This is a genomic window from Roseivivax marinus (assembly GCF_900109705.1).
Taxonomy (GTDB): domain Bacteria; phylum Pseudomonadota; class Alphaproteobacteria; order Rhodobacterales; family Rhodobacteraceae; genus Roseivivax; species Roseivivax marinus.
The window spans coordinates 22886-39226 of the sequence record NZ_FOAI01000005.1 but is presented as its reverse complement, the minus strand read 5'-3'; the positions used below and the strand labels follow the sequence as shown (position 1 = coordinate 39226).

Here is a 16341-nt window from a genome sequence, read left to right as displayed (position 1 = left end):
CCCGGGATTTTGACCATCTGTGGTTGTTTTATCAGGGAGGCATATCATGCCAGACACAAACCGGACCGGCAGCGAATGGTGGGTCAACGACCAGACGCCGGATAACCCCTACGACAAGAGCGAAGACTACGACGCCTTCCTCGACTATCTCGGCGCCCTGCCCCGCAGCCTGACGCCCGAACGCGCCTCCGAGCCGCTCGAAATCAACGTCTCCGACCTCAACGATCACCCGGACTACAAGGACGCGGCCATCGGCGCGCTCCAGATGTGGTCCTCGGTCACACCGCTGCAGTTCGAGATTATCGATGATCAGCCGTTCGACCGTGCGACGCAGTGGATGCAGGTCGTCAGCCCCGAGCTCGGCGAGCCGAGCGACGGCAGCGCGTTCTCGGCAAACCGCTATGTCAGCATCGGCCAGCGCTTCCACGACACCGAGCCGAACCTCACCGACATCGGCGGTTACGTCTTCGACAGCTTCGTGCACGAGTTCGGCCACGAGTTCGGTCTGAACCACCCCGGTCTCTACAATTACAGCGGCCCCGGCGGCGTCCAGATCAACTACCTCAACAACGCGACCTGGACCTATGACCGCCAGCAATACAGCGTCATGTCCTACTTCGACGGCATCGACGTCGGCGAGGACTCGCGCTGGTCGGCCGCGACCCCGCTCATGGCCGACATCGAGGCGGTCATCCGGCGCTTCTTCTCGACCGTGGACGAAGAGACCGGTGAGCGGACCTACGAGACGATCGAGCTGATGACCGGGGACAACGTCTACGGCTTCGGCAGCACCGAATACGGCTACGAGCTGACCTCCACGGGCATGCAGCGCGACATCGGCTTCGTCATCCACGACACCGGCGGCGACGACACGATCGACTTCTCGGGTTCGACCGCGGGCACGATCCTCGACCTGCGCGCCGGGCAGTTCTCGAGCGTCAACGGCCACAGCAATAACGTGTCCATCTTCGACGGCCACAACGCCGATCAGACCGAATACTACATCGAGACCGGCATCGGCAGCGATCACGACGACGTCCTGATCGGCAACGACGGCGACAACGTGCTCGACGGGCGCGGCGGGGCCGACAGCATGGCCGGCAACGGCGGCGACGACACCTACTTCGTCGACAGCGCCGACGACGTGGTCCGCGAAGAGGCCGACCGCGGCAACGACACCGTCATCGTGCTGAACGAGGACCTCGACCTTGGCGAGTTCGAGAACGTCGAGAACATCGTCTATACCGGCGCGACCGCTCCGGAGGAGGACGACGGCGCCTCGCCCACCGAGGAGGACACCGGCCCGGCCATCGCGGCGTCCGAGATCGTCTTCGGCGACGAGACCAGCGAGACGATCGACGGCGGCGCCGGTGGTCAGCGCATCTTCGGCCTCGGCGGCGACGACTACATCATCGGTGGACGCGACACGTTCGAGAGCCGCGACATCAACAACACCATCGCGGTGGAGGATCTCGAGGACCAGACCCAGACTGACGACACGGCCGACGCGCTTTATGGCGGTGCCGGCAACGACACCATCGACGGCGGCGCCGGAGACGATCTGCTCGACGGCGGGAGCGGCGACGACGTGCTCCGCGGCCAGGACGGCGAGGATACGTTCTACGGCGGCGCGGGCAGCGACACGGTGGACTACAGCCAGGAGAGCCCGTTCCAGCTTCTGGTGAACCTCGAGACCAACACCGCCTCGGGCGGCACGGGGTCAGGTGACCGTTTCTACTCGATCGAGAACCTGATCGGGTCGGACGACAGGATCGACCGGTTCATCGGCACCGAGGCGGACAACCACTTCATCGGTCGCGGCGGCGGCGACGTCTTCAATGGCCGCGACGGGGACGACACGCTCGACGGCGGGCGCGACGGCGACCTGCTCTACGGCGAAGGTGGCGACGATTACATCATCGGCGGCGCCGGGCAGGACTATATCAACGGCGGCACGGGCAACGACACGATCGACTACTCCGGCAGCGACGAAGGCGTGACCGTCGACCTCGCCGGGGGCACGGCCCGCGGAGGAGATGCCGACGGCCCGGTGCAGATCGTCGGACGCGGCACCACCATCCGCCACGACATAATCGAGAACGTCGAGAACGTGGACGGCTCCTACTACGGCGATCACCTGATCGGCACCGACGGCGAGAACGTCCTGTCTGGCGTCCAGGGCGACGACACCCTGACCGGCGGTCTCGGGGCCGACACGCTCGACGGCGGCACGGGCAGCGACACCGCGGACTACTCGACGAGCGAAACCGGGGTGAACCTGAACCTCCAGTCCGGCGCCACCGAGGGCGACACCTACGCCTCGATCGAGAACCTCTCGGGCTCGGGCGAGGACGACAGGATCCGCGGCGACCGCGGCGCCAATGTCCTGACCGGTCAGGGCGGCGACGACGTGCTGCGCGGCGCGGCCGGCGACGACACGCTGCTGGGTGACTTCGCCAACCAGGACGCGGCGATCCCGCGCCCCGGCATGGGAAGCGGCTACGCGACACTCGGCGCGGATGCCGACAACAACTCGCTCGAGACCGCGTTCGATATCTCGGACAACTTCTCGCTCGAGGAGGATCCGAACATCTTCGACTCGACCGAGGTGTTGCACACGACGGTGGAATCCACGGGTAACGGCCAAGGCGATTACTACCGGGTCGACCTCGCGGCAGGCACGGTCATCACGCTCGACATTGACGGGATCGCCGATCCGAACGTGCACGACAGCTGGATCCGCCTGCTGGACGAGAACGGCGAGATCGTCGCACAGAACGACGATGCCGGCGGCGATCCGGGTTCGGCCACCAACCGCGACTCCAGCCTCGTCTACAGCGTGGAAGAGAGCGGCACCTACTACATCCTCGAAGGCCAATGGTCCCCGGCCACGGGCGACTTCGAGGCGTCGGTGCCGGAAGGCTCGACCTACGCACTCAACGTGTCGGTCGAGTTCCCGCCCGAACCCGTGGAGCCCGGAACGGCGGGCAACGACCGCCTCGCCGGCGGTCGCGGAAACGATCTGCTCGATGGCGGGCTAGGCAACGACATCCTTTTCGGCGGCCAGGATGCGGACAGCTTCCGCTTCTCGACCGCGCTCAGCGAGGACAATGTCGACCGCATCCGGGACTTCGACAGCGGCGAGGACCTGATCCTGCTCGACAGCGAGATCTTCGCGGGTCTGGGTGCCGAAGGTCCGCTGTCGTTCGGAGTGTTCCACGCCAGTGCGACAGGGCTGGCGCAGGATGCCGACGACCGGCTGATCTACAACACAGCGAGCGGAGATCTGTCGTGGGACGAGGACGGCTCGGGCGATGCGGACGCGATTACCTTCGCGCGCCTGCAATCGGCGCCGGAGTTGACGGAGTCGGACTTCATCATCGTGTAATGTGGTCCATGGACGGGCGCTTCCGGGCGCCCGTCCCTTTTACCAAGGCCCGGAGATGGACCGGCGACAGGCAAAAAGGCCCCCGGATGCAGACTTACCTGACCCGCCGTCGTCTTCTCGGGTGGCTGACCGCGCTTCCGCTCGCCGGAGCCAGCAGCGCCTGCGCGTCCGGGCTGAGCGGAGAAATCACCTTTGCCGGTGGCACCGAGATCCCGGAAGGCACGATCCGCGTGTTCGTCGAACCCGTGGGCGATGCGGACGTCGATCCCGCCGAGACGACCCTACCGAGCGACGGCAAGTCCACCGCGCTCGCCTTTTCCCTTCCCGAGGCGGGTCCGAACCCGCGCCAGATCATAGCGGAATTGACGCGCGCCGACGGCCGGCTGATCGCCCGCGGCGCGGCAATACCGGAAGAGCCATTGTCCGTCGAACTCTTCGCGGTGATCTACTGAGACAAGGCTACCGGACAGGGCCGTCTTCGGCGGCTGCCTGTGGCGACCGACCGGACATCTCTTCAGCCAAATTGAGGTCCTGACCGACGCCGCACCCTCGCCCGCGCCGGTTCATGCCACGGAAACATCGGCTTGCGGTCGTTGGAGCAACGAAGCTTTAGGCCAGTCGGGCAGCAAGCCTCGCGTCCTCGACGTTGGCGTCGAGAAGCGGTTGCTGATCGGCGACCGGCAGGCCCTCCTCAAGGATATCGCAAAGAACCTCGAACACGGCTGCGGCGGTTCCGTCGCCGCCGGCCCGGATCCACTCCGATCCATCGCAGGCCATGTCCACGAGATCCCCGCGGGCCGCCTCGACCCGATCATCGTCAACCTCGAGGCTGAGATGAATGTCGCCCTCATCCTGTGTCGGCAGGTCGTCACTCGGAGGGTCGAAGACGAAATTCTCGAAGAAATCCTGCTGGGCCCGAGGGTGCAGACCATGGGTGACGATCGTGAGCAGGGAGCGCAGGATCGACTGTGCGCGGTGACCGCCACCAGCGTGGTCAAGAGCGTCGAGCGTGGTCCGGCACCCACGCATGGAAGCTGGAATGTTCAGGTCGAGTTTCACTTCGGCGTCCCCGCTCATGGTCTCGGTTCGGTTTCGTCGGCCCCCGGCTCACGGGACCCGCCACAGGTCCTGCGGACTGCGCGTCGCAGGAACCTTCACCTAAGGCCATCGGGAGACTTGGCTACATTTCGTGGAAGTCGGGTGCGGACCTCGCCTCCGTCAGCGGACCGCCGTGCGCTGCACGCGCGCCCGGATCAGCCGGCACTGCGGCTTTGAGGAGCGGAATGAACGGATTGCCTCCGACGCGCCGACAGACACGGCACGTTGCCCGAGCGGTACAGCAACGATGCCTTGTCCCGACCACCGGATGGCGTCCGGTGTCCTGCGGAAGCGGAGTGATCCCGCTTCACTCTGCTGAACGATTGAGAGCTACGCAGCGAAGCGGCGGGAGCGTGATACTATACCACGACCCCGCCGCTGCGTTTGCACCGACGTGCTAGGGGCCGAACTTCAGGCCTTGGCCGTCTTTTTCTTCGCGGGCGTGCGAGTCTTGGCAGGCACGTCCTGCGACTGCGCACGCTCCGCAGCGTCGCGCGCCAGACGTGCTGCGCGGAGCCGTGCGGTCTTTTCGTCACGTGCACGGGTTTCCTGCGCGATGATCTCCCTGGCAATGGTGTTGGTCTGCTCGTGGCGCAATTCGGATTTGGACGGGCCGGGCACGGACTTTTTCGAGCTCATTGCAGTTCCTCTTGTTGTTCGTTCGATCATGTCCACGCTCCGACCGCTTCCGCACCTCGCGCACAGGCGTGCCGCAGCCGAGCCGAAACCGGTCCCGATCATTCTCCGTGGCGTGCCGAGAGCAGTGGGAGGCTTCCGGTAGGCCCCGACCGCGTGATGCAACAGAAGAGGTCGTGACGTTCGCGGTCGTGCAGAACCCGTTTCGGGCGGAAGCTGGTGAACACGTGTACTCACATACATAGCCCCCGTCCGCGCGTATTCAATTCCACACGCGATATGCTTCCGCGGAAACGCCTGCCGACCACGTTGAGGAGCCGTAAGGGCCGCCGCTCGCAGGATGGCGTCGGAGGACCCATGTGCGATGCAACCTCGGGACTACCGAGGCTCACCGGGGGCGCCGTGCCCCCGGACCCAACCGTCACCAGCGCTGCGCGCGAGGGACCGGTGCGCTTTCGCCGCTGTGCCGGCGGTTCGCTTCGCTGCGCGGCGCAATTCCGATATCCTCGAGCCGTTCACGCGGAAGCGCGTCGAGGATCCGGGCATCGCGGCGTGCGCGGTGATGTCTCTGCAGGCGATGCAGAAGCGCTGAAAGCGGATTGACGAAAGTCGGGACGAAAAGTGCGGAAACTCGAGCCATCGTGGTGCCTCCCCTGAAAGCGTTTCGATGGCTCCACCTTCCGCAGGCGCCGCAAGAACAGCGCAATTTCCGGGCCACACGACTGCTGTGGCGTGCAATACTTCCGTAAAATCGTTCTCTCGCTGCGCAAGAATGCGCCCCAACACCGTTCGGGTCCGGAATGCGCCACATCGTCTTGCACCTGTCAGGCCCTTTCCGCGCCGAGCGCGACGACGTGGTCATGGACGGGCTCAGCCGACGGGCGCAGGGGCTTCTGGCCTATCTTGCGTGCCAATCGGGAATGCGGGCCGAGCGGACCGCGATCGCCGATCTGCTGTGGTCGGACCGCAGCGAGGCACAGGCACGCGCTTCGCTTCGTCAGGAACTGTCCGTGCTCCGAAAGACGCTGGGCGCGGCGATGGGCGCCAACCGGCAGATGGTCTGGCTCGATCCCGATGCCGTCGAGGTGCGCATGGGCCCCGCGCCGTTTCTGAGCGGCTTCGACCTTGCCTCCGAAGGCTTCGAGGAGTGGCTTCGGGACCAACGGCAGGCGCGCGGGTCCCTCCCCACGCCGGCGGCGCCCGCCGCGCCGACCGAGCGTCCCGTCCTTGCGGTTCTTCCGTTCGAAGAGATCGGAGCGAGCACGAGCGACATGTTCGCCGACGGCATCGTGGAAGAAATCACGGGGGCGCTGAGCCGAAGCCGGGACTTCGATGTCATCGCGCGCCAGTCGACATTCATGCTGCGGGGCACGGCGACCTCGCTGCCGGAAATGGCCGCATGCCTCGGGGCGACCTACCTGCTCGAGGGCTCCGTGCAGCGCGCCGGAGACCGGGTGCGCATTTCCCTGCAACTGGTCGATGGCGACGACGGACGTACCCGCTGGGCCGACCGGTTCGACGACCGCCTCGACGACCTTTTCGATCTTCAGGATCGCGTCGCCACCCACGTGGCGGGGCAACTCTCGCCCAACCTGCGCGCGGCCGAGATCCTGCGCGCCCGGCGGCATGCTCCCGAGGTCCGCAGTGCCTACGAGTTGCTCCTGACAGCCCTGCCCCACTTCTGGGTCCACGATCCGAACGAGAACAGGCGCGCTCTCTACCTGCTCGACCGGGCGGTCGTGCGCGATCCGGACTCGGCACATGCGCTCGCCATGAAGGCGTGGTGCCATGCACAGGAGTGCTGCTATCTCTGGACCCTATCCCCGGAGGAGGCGCGCGCGTCGAGCCGCGCCGCCTACGAGAAGGCCCTGCCGCGCGCACAGGAGCATTCCTCGACGCTCACGGCGCTCAGCGCCGCGGCCGCGCTGGCCCTGCGGGATTTCGCCTCGTCCGAAGACCTGGCGCGGCGCGCGCTCGACCTCGATCCGAACAACGCGTGGGGCTGGTTGCGGCTCGGCTGGGCGGCCGTGTACCGGGGCCGCCACGAAGAGGCGCTTGCGGCGTTCGACCGGGCCGAAGACCTGAGCCCTCTCGACCCGTTCATGTTCAATATCGACTTCGGGAGGTCCGCCGCGATGCGCGCCCTGCGCCGCTTCGACGACGCCGTGGTGCTGATCGAGAAAGGCATGCGCGCCGCCCCGAAGGCGCATTGGGCCTACCGCATGCTGTTCGGAACGCTCTGGCTGATGGGCGAACGCGAACGCGCGGTGGAAGCCGGGCGGAAATGGCTCGCGGCCCATCCGGGACTTACGACCGACGTGCTTCTCGACGGGTTGCCGTCCTGGGATCACGACCCGGAGTATCTTCGCATCCTCACCGAGTTCGAGGCTATCCTTGCCGAGCGGTAACGCGTCCGGTGTCGGCCGGGACGCCATGCCGGTTCGGCCGGAATGACCGCCCGCTGACGGACCTATTCCGCCGCGTGCGGCAGCCGCTCAGGCACCACGCCTTCCGCCTCGGCTTCGGCCCGCAGCCACTCGCGGAAGGCGACGACCAGCGCGTCATCCGCATGGGCTTCGGGGGTGGCTATCGCGTAGATCGACATGGGCATCGTGGTCACGTCGAAGAGGCGCTCCAGCCGGCCCGAGGCGATGGTGCCGCGCACCACAGCGTCGTAGGCCAGCGAGACGCCCTGATGCTGCTCGACCATCGTCGTGGCCAGCTCGCAGTTCGGGAAGGTCGGCCCCCGCGGCAAGTCGACCCCGGCCAGGCCCGCCTCGGCGAACCATTCGGCCCAGGCATCGTCCGTCTCGTCATAGAACAGCGTGAGCCTCAGGAGGTCCTCCGGCGTACGCACGTTCTCGCGTTCGCGCAGGGCTGGAGAGATGACCGGATACCGCCCCGACGCCATCAGCGGCTCGACGCGCAGACCGGGCGTCGGGCGGTCCGACCACTGGATCACCACGTCCGCGTCATTCGTGGCGAAGTCGAGAGACGGCGCTCCGTTCGAGACCCGGAGCCGGATGTCGCGGCCGAAGTCGAGCCCGGGCAGCCGGGGCACCAGCCAGCGCGCCGCGAAGCCCGGCGTGGAGAGGACGCGCAGGGTGCGTGGCGCATCACGCACGGCGTCCGTCTCCTCGAGGAATGCGTCCAGCAGATGGGTCAGCTTCCCGGCATAGGCCTCGCCCGTGAGGGTCAGCGCGATCCGGTTGCCAGAGCGTTCGAACAATTGCGTGTCGAGAAAGCCTTCCAGCGCCTTGATCTGGTGGCTGACCGCCGATGGCGTCAGGCAGAGCTCGTCCGCCGCGGATTTGACGGACATGTGCCGTGCGGTGGCCTCGAAGGCGCGGACGGCTGCGAAAGGCGGAAGCTTGCGTCCCATCTGTCTGCCTGAACTGGGCTCACGCGAGCCTGAAAAGCGATCGTTCGGTGCCGTGGTTGCCCCAGCGTAACATCGAGGGACCATTTCTCAAAATCACGCACCGGAGGGACCGATGCACCGCTCCCGTTTCGCCGTGGCCCTCGCCGCGGCCCTCTCTCTCGCGTGCCCGACGCTGCCGCGCGCGGAGTCCGCAACACTGCAGCCAACCACCGACTGGCAACAGGCCGACAGCATGTCCGCACTGGTCGGCGCGCTCGAGCGCTGGCTCGATTCACGAGCGGACCTGCCGCGACGCGCGACGCCCCCGCGCGTTCGTCTCCTGAGCGAATGGCAAGCGGCGGCGCGGCAAGGTGTGACCGCGAGCTTCCAGCGCGGACGCCTTCGCGGGCTCTACGACCCGGAGCGCTCCGAGATCCTTCTGGTGCGCCCTTGGGACCCGCGCGAGGCCGGCGATGTCGCCGTGCTGCTGCACGAGCTCGTTCATCACCGCCAGGCGCCGCATCATTGGTACTGTCCGGCCGCGCAAGAGCTGCCGGCCTACCGGCTGCAAGAGGCATGGCTGGCGGAACAGGGGCGCCCGGTAGATGTGAACTGGATCGCCGTGGTGCTCGACGCCGGATGCACGCCGCGGGACATCCATCCGGAGTGACCCTCCGGTTGTCGGGGTATCACCTAAGCGCCCTGCCCTAGTCCGCCCACATGTTCCGCATCTGCGCCGCGACGTCGATCGGCGCCGGGGCCGGACGCGGTTGTTGACCGGCTTGCAGCGGCGACCAGTGGGTCGCTTCGAAGTGGCCCAGGATCGACGTCGGGATGAAGCGGGTCCGAAGCGCATAGACGTGTCGGTCCCCGTTGCGCGCCTGGTTGGTGACGTAGAAGCGCAGCGGCACTCCCAGCGTCAGCCGATCCTTCGCGCGCGTCATCGCGACGTAGAGCAGGCGTCGCTCTTCCTCGACGTCCTCGGTCGTGCCGGTGCCGAGGTCCGAGGGGATGCAGCCGTCCACGCAGTTCAGCACATGGACCGAGCGCCACTCCTGCCCCTTCGCCGAATGTATCGTCGACAGGATCAGGTAGTCCTCGTCCTTCAGGGGCACGCCGGCCTGGTCGCTGGTGGCGTCCGGCGGATCGAGAGTGAGCTCGGTCAGGAAAGCCTTGGCCGAGGGATAGCCGATGGCGATCTGCTCGAGCTGGGCGAGATCCCCGCGCCGGGCCTCCGCATCCTCGTGCACACGATCGAGGTGCGGGTCGTACCACGCCCTGGCAAGCCCGAGCGCGGCAGGCCACGGCGCGTCGGTCGTCATCGCCTCGACGAAGGCGGGCCAGTCTGCGCCGGCGCGCGGCGGCGGCGCGACCTCGGCCAGCGCCGCGCGCGGGTCGGCGGCCAGATCGAGCGCGTCCAGAACATTCGCGGCGGCTTTCGGTCCCACCCCGGGAATGAGCTGCAGCACCCGGAAGCCCGCCACGCGGTCGCGCGGGTTCTGAACAAGGCGCAGAACCGCCAGCACGTCCTTCACATGCGCGCTGTCGAGAAACTTCAGCCCGCCGAATTTCACGTAGGGCACGTTGCGGCGCGTCAGCTCGGCCTCCAACTGCGCCGAGTGGCTCGACGTGCGGAACAGCACCGCCTGCTCCTTGAGCGGCGTCCCGGTCTCGCGGTCCGCAAGCACGCTGTCGACGATGTGGCGGGCCTGGTCCCCCTCCGTCGCGTAGGTGACGAGACGCGGCTTCTCGGCCGAGGCCCGTTCCGTCCAGAGGTCCTTGGTAAACCGTTCGCGCGCCTCCCCGATGACGGCGTTGGCCGCGGCGAGGATCGGCTGGGTCGAACGGTAATTGCGGTCGAGCGTGATGACATCCGCGGGCGGCGAGAAGCTGGCCGGGAAGTCGAGGATGTTGCGGACTGTCGCGGCGCGAAAAGCGTATATCGACTGGGCGTCATCGCCGACCACGGTCAGCCCCCGCCCGCCGGGCTTCAGCGCCATGAGGATGCGGGCCTGCAGCCTGTTGGTGTCCTGATACTCGTCGATCAACACGTGATCCCAAGCGGCGCCGACATGCGATGCGAAGTCGGGATCGGCCATGACCTGCGCCCACGCCAGCAGAAGGTCGTCGTAGTCGAGCACGTTCTGCTCCTGCTTCGCCGTGACGTAAGCGCCGAAGAGACGCTTCAGCTCTGCCTCCCACGCCGCGGCCCACGGGAAGTGATCGCGCAGGACGTCGCCCAGCGGCGCCTCGGAATTGACGGTGCGCGAGTAGATCGCGAGGCATGTGGCCTTCGTCGGAAAGCGGCTCGCGGTGTTCGACAGTCCTTGCCCGTGCCGGCAGAGGTTCATGAGGTCGGCACTGTCCTCCCGGTCATGGATCGAGAAGTCGGGATTGAGACCGATGGCGGGCGCGTTCTCGCGCAGGATGCGCGCACCGATCCCGTGGAACGTGCCGGCCCAGAGCAGAGCCTCGGCCGCGATCCCGGTGCCGAGCGCCCGGGCGGTGATCCGCTCCACCCGCCGGGTCAGCTCGGTCGCCGCGCGGCGCGAGAAGGTCATCAGCAAGATGCGCCGGGGGTCCGCCCCGGTGACGATCAGGTGCGCGACCCGATGCGCGAGCGTGCTCGTCTTTCCGGACCCGGCCCCCGCGATCACGAGGAGCGGCGGCGGCGGAACGGCCCCGTCGGCGCCATACACGGCCGCGGCGCGCTGGTTCTCGTTGAGCGTGTCCAGGTAGTCCGCCGTCGTCATGGCCCGTCCCTCTGCACTGACTGAGCGCACGTTAACCAATCTGGAACATATTGGGAACACCGCGCCAGCCGGTTGCCGAGAATTCCGTGGCTTCCACGGGACCGACGACCCGCAACTGAGGCCAACAGGGTCAGCGCCGTCAAACGGCGCACGACGCGAAGGAAAGAGGTGCGGAGCTGGCCGCGTTGAGGTTCGCGATAGACGAGGACCGCATTCCGGCCATTGGCCGGGTCACGGCAGTCTCAGGGCGCCTCGATCAGGGGCTTGAGATTCCGACGATGACGCGCCGCCAATTTCCTTGCTCGTTTTCCGCAGGCGAAGGGCCGCAGGGTCCCCGGCATCGTCAGCGCATCTGGCTCGCCGTCCAAGATCTTCTCGATCTCGTCCATCTGCGCCGAGCCCAGCGTGACCGTGCTTTGCGAACCCAGAAACAGGCTCTCGCACGGGGTCCCGTCAGCGAATATGACCTCGTGATTGTCGAACAGCAGGTGGACATAGGTGACGGACCAGGCGGAATTGTCGACCTCGATACCGTTGACGCCGACCAGGTGGCGCGCCGCGACGAGGACCTCGTCGGCGCCGAACATCCGACGCGCGATGCGCGAGCGCACCAGGATACGGTGTTGCGGAGAAACGCAAAGATCGCGCGAGGGCACCCCGGCCGACAGCGCACCTGCCGGTATTCGCACCGGACGCAGGCGCGGATGACAGAGCATCGTCGGCACGTTCAGCGTCCGCCGCCCGATCCACCGGATCGGCTGCATTCCGTGGTCGAGTGTTTCGACAAGCTGGCCGATCGAAAGCTCCTGGATCGGCGTCTCGACGCCCTCCCCGCGGGAGATCATGGTCCCGCCGGTGAAGCACACGACGTTGATATTGTTGTCCTGCGTGGAGACGAGCGCGGCATCGTTGCCCGCGACGTCGGTCAATTCCCCGGTTCGTATTTCCTGGAAGTTCAGATCGCCGTAGCTGTCGCTGGGAATGATGAAGTGACGCGTTTCCGTCCCATTGGACACCGTCAGAAAAATGACGTCGAGATTGTCCTCGCTCTGCGGGTTGAAACTCCGATCGGTGCCATCGCCAAGCGTGAAGCGGCCGCTGCTGGACGGTTCCTGGATCAAGTCGATCCTGTAGGTTTCCCCGCCAAGCGTGAAGACGTCGCCCTCGTCGAATTCGCCATCATCGAATTCACTCGATACCGCACCGTCGACCACGCCGATCAGGTTGCCATTGGCTTCCGAATACGTCGTGTGCTGTGAGATATCGGTAACTTCGATAAGATCGAAAATCGTAGCCAAGTCACGTCACGGAGTCGGTGTCACACGCTCTCCGGTCCCCTTCTGCCCATTCCAGGACGATGTTCGTCGCCGAGAAGCTTGGCGAAAGTTTGGCGCCCGACGTACGGAGATTACCCCAAGGTTCTTACCGAAGCCTCTCTGGCGGCGCGACGATCGGCAGGCAGTTCCATTCCCTTCCGTGGCCTGATTGCCGCATGAACCCGGACCCGACGCATCGCGCGTCGAACTCTCCGGTGCTGCGAAAGGCCAAACAAGAACGCCCCGCCCGGGTGGCCGGGCGGGGCGTTCTGTCGTCGGAGCGGGCTGAATTCAGGCCGTGGTGCGGTCGCTCAGCCCTGGTAGTCCTCGTCCGAGACCTTCTCCATCCACGTCACCGGCGAGCCATCGATGCTCTCCTGGATGGCGATATGGCTCATGGCGGTGTCCGGCGCGGCTCCGTGCCAATGCTTTTCGCCGGCCGGGAACCAGACGATGTCGCCCTGGCTGATCTCCTCGATCTCGCCGCCTTCGCGGGCCACGCGACCGCGGCCGAAGGTGACGATAAGCGTCTGACCGGCGGGGTGGGTGTGCCACGCGGTGCGCGCGCCCGGCTCGAAGGTGACGTGGGCGCCCGCGACACGGCCCGGGTCTTCGGCCTGGAACATCGGGTCGAGACGGACGGTGCCGGTGAAATAGTCCTCCGGCCCGGGGGCGGAGGCGGTCTGACCTGCGCGTGTGATCTTCATGGGTGGGTCTCCTTCTGTACGGCCGCGCTCAGCGCAGCTTGTCGAAACGGTAGGTCAGCGCGGGTCCGCCCGGCTGTCCGTAGGCAAGGACCGCGGTGACCATGGCGAAGGGTTCGGCGTAGCGCCCGGTGCTCAGGCCGCCGGCTTCCAGCGGCTCGAACCCGATGTCCGAGATCAACGCGCGGGCCACGTCCTTGGCTCCGTCGTCGTCGCCGTAAAGCATCAGGTGCGGGCGGGGCGTGGTGTCCTTGCGGGCGAAGACCGGCTCGAACGCCTCCGACGGGCTGGTGTTGAAGCACGACACCCACCGCGCGTCGGGCCGCATCCGCGCCAGTTCCTCTGCCCCCGACGTGTCGGGGCCGACAACCAGCGCACTGTCGTCGTCGTTGAGCGGCACGCAGCAGTTCAACACGACCTGCCCCGCTAGATCACCGGCCTGTTCCAGCACGTCCCCGGTCCGCGACCAGTGAACGGCGAGCAGCACGGCGTCTGCGCCATCGACCGCCTGGGCGACGGAGCCCGCGGTGCCGCCGGTCTCTTCTGCAAGGTGGTCCAGCTTGGCGCGGTCTCGCGAATAGGCAAAGGTCACGTCATGGCCGCAGGCGGCCCAGAGGCGCCCGAGCTTGGCGCCCATCAGGCCCGATCCGAGGATGGCGATCTTCATGTCGGTCTCCTGTCACGTCGCGTAGCCGGCGGGGTCTGGCCCCGCCGGCACCGGGATCACTCCGAGCGGCTCTCGAAGACGTCGGCCGCCACCGGCATCGCCGAGAACACGCGCGGCCAGCCAGCGTAGAACGCGAGATGCGACAGCATCGCGCCAGCCTCTTCCTGGGTCAGACCGTTGTCCATCGCGCGGTTGAGGTGGAACGTCATCTGCTCGGGCTGGCCTGCGGCGATGAGCCCGGCCACGGTCACGAGGCTGCGATCGCGCGGCTCCAGCGCCGGGCGCAGCCATAGGTCGAGGAAGAGCAACTGCTCGGTGTTGTCCACCACGCCCTGGCTCACGTCGCCATAGGTGGACTGGACGTTCTCCTGCCGGGCATCCTCGGACTCCTGGTCGAGCGGCAGAAGCTCGGGATCGAGCGCGGGCAAGTCGTCCTCTGTCACGCCCCGCTCTTCATAGACGGGGGCGGCAGCCTCGGCAGCGGCCACGGCGTTGCCCCAACCGGTGTAGAAGGCGAGATGCGTGATGGTCTCGGAAATCTCCGCGGGCGTAACGCCGGCGTCGAGGGCAAGCGCGATGTGCTCGGACAGGCTGCCGGTCTCGTGACGGGTGATCTTGGCCGCGACGGTCACGAGCGCGCGGTCCCGCATGGACAGCGCCTCGTGGGTCCAGACGCTGCCGAAGAGATCGTCCTGTGCGTAGGCTTCGAGCTTGGGCGCGACCTGGCCCACGGCATCTGGAAGGGTGGTGCCGAGGTCCTGCGCGGAACCGGCGGTTGCGGCGAAGCCGAGGGCGAGGGCGGATGCGGCAAGGCGCGTCTTCATGGAGCGTCTCCTGTAAGGCGTGTTGCTGTCACCCGCCTGACATGGGCCGCACCGGCCGATCCTTCATGGGCTGCCCCGTCAAGCCGTCCATGAGCGCCGCTCATCAATCCTCAGGAACGTTCCCGAAGCGCCTCCAGCACGACCTGAAAGGCTGAGGACGGGCGCAAGCGGCTCGGGTAGAACAGGTGGAACCCCGGAAACGACGGGCAATACGCTTCGAGGCAGGTTCTCAGGCGTCCGTCGGCCAGCGCCCGCGTCGCAAGACGTTCGGGCACGAGGGCCAGTCCGATCCCGTCGATCGCCGCCTGCATCACCGGGCCGATCGCGTTGAAGCAGGCCTGTCCCTGAACCTTCACGTTGATCTCGGTCCCGTCCGGGTCCTCGAACTCCCAGGCGTAGAGCCCGCCGTGGTTCGACAGCCGCAGGTTCACGCATGCGTGGGCGCTTAGGTCCTGCGGGATCTCGGGCTCGCCCCGGTCCTCGAAGTAGGTCGGCGCGCCGACGCAGATCATGCGCTCGTCTGGACCGATCCGCGCGGCGATCATGCCTTCGCTCACCTGATCTCCGTAGCGCACGCCGGCGTCGCATTGCGAGGCGGCGAGGTCGGTGTAGCCATAATCGTTGACCAGCTCGATCCGCACCGCCGGGTGTTCCCGCAGCACAGGCGCGAGCTTGGGCCAGAGCAGGGTCTCGATAGCGTAGTCCGTGGCGGAGATGCGGACGGTCCCGGTCGGCTGGTCCCGCGACTCGTTCAGCGCCAGCAAGCGCGCTTCGATCTTCTCGAAGCACGGATTGAGCGTCGACAGAAGGTCCTCGCCCTCGAGCGTGGGGGCGACCGAGCGGGTCGTCCGGGTCAGAAGCCGGAGGCCGAGACGGGCCTCCAGCGCCTTGATCGTATGGCTCAGTGCCGATTGCGACACGTTGAGACGCGCCGCGGCACGGGTGAAGCTGCGCTCTTCCGCCACCGCGGCGAGCGCGATCAGGTCGGTGATGTTTTCTCGAAGCATGAGGGCGGCGCGGACCTGCGGTTCGGGTACGATGTCCCGCTTCGATATATGCGCCGCGCTCATGTCGTCCACCGACTATCCCGCAGCGGTCAGCCGCCGTATTCCTCGTCGGTGACGTGCTCTCCCCACTCGACGGCCGAGCCGTCCACGACCTCCTGGATCGCGTAGTGGGTGACCGAGGTGGTGGCGGTCGCGCCGTGCCAGTGCTCGACATCCGGCGGGCACCAGATCACGTCACCGGCCTGCATGGTGATCTTTTCGCCGCCGCGTTCCTGCGTCCAGCCGGTGCCGTGGGTGATCACCAGCTTCTGGCCGCCGGGATGGGTATGCCAGGCCGAGCGGGCGCCGGGCATGAAGGTCACTTCGCCCGCGCTGACGGAGGCCATGTCGGGATCGAAGACCGGCGCCACGTAGACGGTGCCGGTGAACACGTCCTCGCTGCCGATCTGGCCAGCGCGGTCTTCGGCGTGGGTGATCTCCATGGACTGCGCGAACGCCGCGGGGGCAGCCAGCGCGAGGGCGAGCGTGGGGGCGAGAAGTCGGGTCATTCTGGTCGTCTCCTTGGTCTCAGAGGCGGCCGTGAGGCC

General features: G+C 67.0%; 14 protein-coding genes. 4 read left to right on the top strand and 10 right to left on the bottom strand.

Features of this window, described 5'->3' with window-relative positions:
• Nucleotides 1–46 precede the first annotated feature (46 nt).
• Both BMX29_RS07710 and BMX29_RS07705 read left to right on the top strand, forming a co-directional pair.
• On the top strand, nucleotides 47–3388 hold the full coding sequence (locus BMX29_RS07710; RefSeq protein ID WP_092811703.1) for a M10 family metallopeptidase C-terminal domain-containing protein: 3342 nt from the start codon (nucleotides 47–49) through the stop codon (nucleotides 3386–3388).
• An 86-nt stretch (nucleotides 3389–3474) separates the two neighbouring features.
• Nucleotides 3475–3840, top strand: a complete 366-nt coding sequence (locus BMX29_RS07705; RefSeq protein WP_092811701.1) for a hypothetical protein — start codon at nucleotides 3475–3477, stop codon at nucleotides 3838–3840.
• Between the two features lie 157 nt (nucleotides 3841–3997).
• On the opposite strand, the gene BMX29_RS07700 is transcribed toward BMX29_RS07705, so the two are convergent.
• Both BMX29_RS07700 and BMX29_RS07695 read right to left on the bottom strand, forming a co-directional pair.
• A complete protein-coding gene (locus BMX29_RS07700; protein ID WP_092811699.1) occupies nucleotides 3998–4465 on the bottom strand; it encodes a hypothetical protein in 468 nt (155 codons plus the stop codon).
• A gap of 432 nt (nucleotides 4466–4897) precedes the next feature.
• Complete coding sequence (locus BMX29_RS07695; protein WP_244889183.1) at nucleotides 4898–5155, bottom strand: hypothetical protein; 258 nt, start codon at nucleotides 5153–5155, stop codon at nucleotides 4898–4900.
• A gap of 767 nt (nucleotides 5156–5922) precedes the next feature.
• Between BMX29_RS07695 and BMX29_RS07690 the strand changes: the two genes are divergently transcribed.
• Nucleotides 5923–7530, top strand: a complete 1608-nt coding sequence (locus tag BMX29_RS07690; RefSeq protein WP_092811695.1) for an AfsR/SARP family transcriptional regulator — start codon at nucleotides 5923–5925, stop codon at nucleotides 7528–7530.
• Between the two features lie 62 nt (nucleotides 7531–7592).
• Here the strand turns inward: BMX29_RS07690 and BMX29_RS07685 are convergent, their stop codons facing one another.
• Complete coding sequence (locus tag BMX29_RS07685; RefSeq protein WP_092811693.1) at nucleotides 7593–8504, bottom strand: LysR substrate-binding domain-containing protein; 912 nt, start codon at nucleotides 8502–8504, stop codon at nucleotides 7593–7595.
• A 112-nt stretch (nucleotides 8505–8616) separates the two neighbouring features.
• On the opposite strand from BMX29_RS07685, the gene BMX29_RS07680 reads away from it, so the two are divergent.
• Nucleotides 8617–9153 (top strand): DUF6647 family protein, encoded by a 537-nt coding sequence (locus BMX29_RS07680; protein WP_092811691.1) that lies wholly within the window; start codon nucleotides 8617–8619, stop codon nucleotides 9151–9153.
• Nucleotides 9154–9190: 37 nt separating this feature from the next.
• Here the strand turns inward: BMX29_RS07680 and BMX29_RS07675 are convergent, their stop codons facing one another.
• From BMX29_RS07675 to BMX29_RS07645, 7 genes are all read right to left on the bottom strand, one after another.
• Nucleotides 9191–11236 carry an ATP-dependent helicase gene (locus BMX29_RS07675; RefSeq protein ID WP_092811689.1) on the bottom strand — a complete coding sequence of 682 codons (2046 nt, stop codon included), beginning with the start codon at nucleotides 11234–11236 and terminating at the stop codon, nucleotides 9191–9193.
• Between the two features lie 242 nt (nucleotides 11237–11478).
• Complete coding sequence (locus BMX29_RS07670) at nucleotides 11479–12534, bottom strand: Hint domain-containing protein (RefSeq protein WP_092811687.1); 1056 nt, start codon at nucleotides 12532–12534, stop codon at nucleotides 11479–11481.
• A 329-nt stretch (nucleotides 12535–12863) separates the two neighbouring features.
• Nucleotides 12864–13259: a (R)-mandelonitrile lyase gene (locus BMX29_RS07665; RefSeq protein ID WP_092811685.1), complete on the bottom strand. Its 396-nt coding sequence runs from the start codon at nucleotides 13257–13259 to the stop codon at nucleotides 12864–12866.
• A gap of 28 nt (nucleotides 13260–13287) precedes the next feature.
• Nucleotides 13288–13923, bottom strand: coding sequence for an NADPH-dependent F420 reductase (locus BMX29_RS07660; RefSeq protein WP_092811683.1), 636 nt, complete (start codon nucleotides 13921–13923; stop codon nucleotides 13288–13290).
• A 56-nt stretch (nucleotides 13924–13979) separates the two neighbouring features.
• On the bottom strand, nucleotides 13980–14747 hold the full coding sequence (locus tag BMX29_RS07655) for a carboxymuconolactone decarboxylase family protein (protein ID WP_092811681.1): 768 nt from the start codon (nucleotides 14745–14747) through the stop codon (nucleotides 13980–13982).
• 110 nt (nucleotides 14748–14857) lie between these two features.
• A complete protein-coding gene (locus BMX29_RS07650; protein ID WP_244889182.1) occupies nucleotides 14858–15817 on the bottom strand; it encodes a LysR family transcriptional regulator in 960 nt (319 codons plus the stop codon).
• A gap of 26 nt (nucleotides 15818–15843) precedes the next feature.
• The gene (locus tag BMX29_RS07645; RefSeq protein WP_043841780.1) at nucleotides 15844–16302 is read right to left on the bottom strand and encodes a (R)-mandelonitrile lyase; all 459 of its coding nucleotides are present in this window, start codon (nucleotides 16300–16302) and stop codon (nucleotides 15844–15846) included.
• Nucleotides 16303–16341: the final 39 nt, after the last annotated feature.

Coding starts and splice junctions, on each gene's coding strand:
- BMX29_RS07665 (WP_092811685.1), bottom strand. CDS start 13,259: ATGAAGATCACACGCGCAGGTCAGACCGCCTCCGCCCCCGGGCCGGAG.
- BMX29_RS07710 (WP_092811703.1), top strand. CDS start 47: ATGCCAGACACAAACCGGACCGGCAGCGAATGGTGGGTCAACGACCAG.
- BMX29_RS07675 (WP_092811689.1), bottom strand. CDS start 11,236: ATGACGACGGCGGACTACCTGGACACGCTCAACGAGAACCAGCGCGCC.
- BMX29_RS07685 (WP_092811693.1), bottom strand. CDS start 8,504: ATGGGACGCAAGCTTCCGCCTTTCGCAGCCGTCCGCGCCTTCGAGGCC.
- BMX29_RS07700 (WP_092811699.1), bottom strand. CDS start 4,465: ATGAGCGGGGACGCCGAAGTGAAACTCGACCTGAACATTCCAGCTTCC.
- BMX29_RS07645 (WP_043841780.1), bottom strand. CDS start 16,302: ATGACCCGACTTCTCGCCCCCACGCTCGCCCTCGCGCTGGCTGCCCCC.
- BMX29_RS07690 (WP_092811695.1), top strand. CDS start 5,923: ATGCGCCACATCGTCTTGCACCTGTCAGGCCCTTTCCGCGCCGAGCGC.
- BMX29_RS07705 (WP_092811701.1), top strand. CDS start 3,475: ATGCAGACTTACCTGACCCGCCGTCGTCTTCTCGGGTGGCTGACCGCG.
- BMX29_RS07650 (WP_244889182.1), bottom strand. CDS start 15,817: ATGAGCGCGGCGCATATATCGAAGCGGGACATCGTACCCGAACCGCAG.
- BMX29_RS07660 (WP_092811683.1), bottom strand. CDS start 13,923: ATGAAGATCGCCATCCTCGGATCGGGCCTGATGGGCGCCAAGCTCGGG.
- BMX29_RS07680 (WP_092811691.1), top strand. CDS start 8,617: ATGCACCGCTCCCGTTTCGCCGTGGCCCTCGCCGCGGCCCTCTCTCTC.
- BMX29_RS07695 (WP_244889183.1), bottom strand. CDS start 5,155: ATGATCGAACGAACAACAAGAGGAACTGCAATGAGCTCGAAAAAGTCC.
- BMX29_RS07655 (WP_092811681.1), bottom strand. CDS start 14,747: ATGAAGACGCGCCTTGCCGCATCCGCCCTCGCCCTCGGCTTCGCCGCA.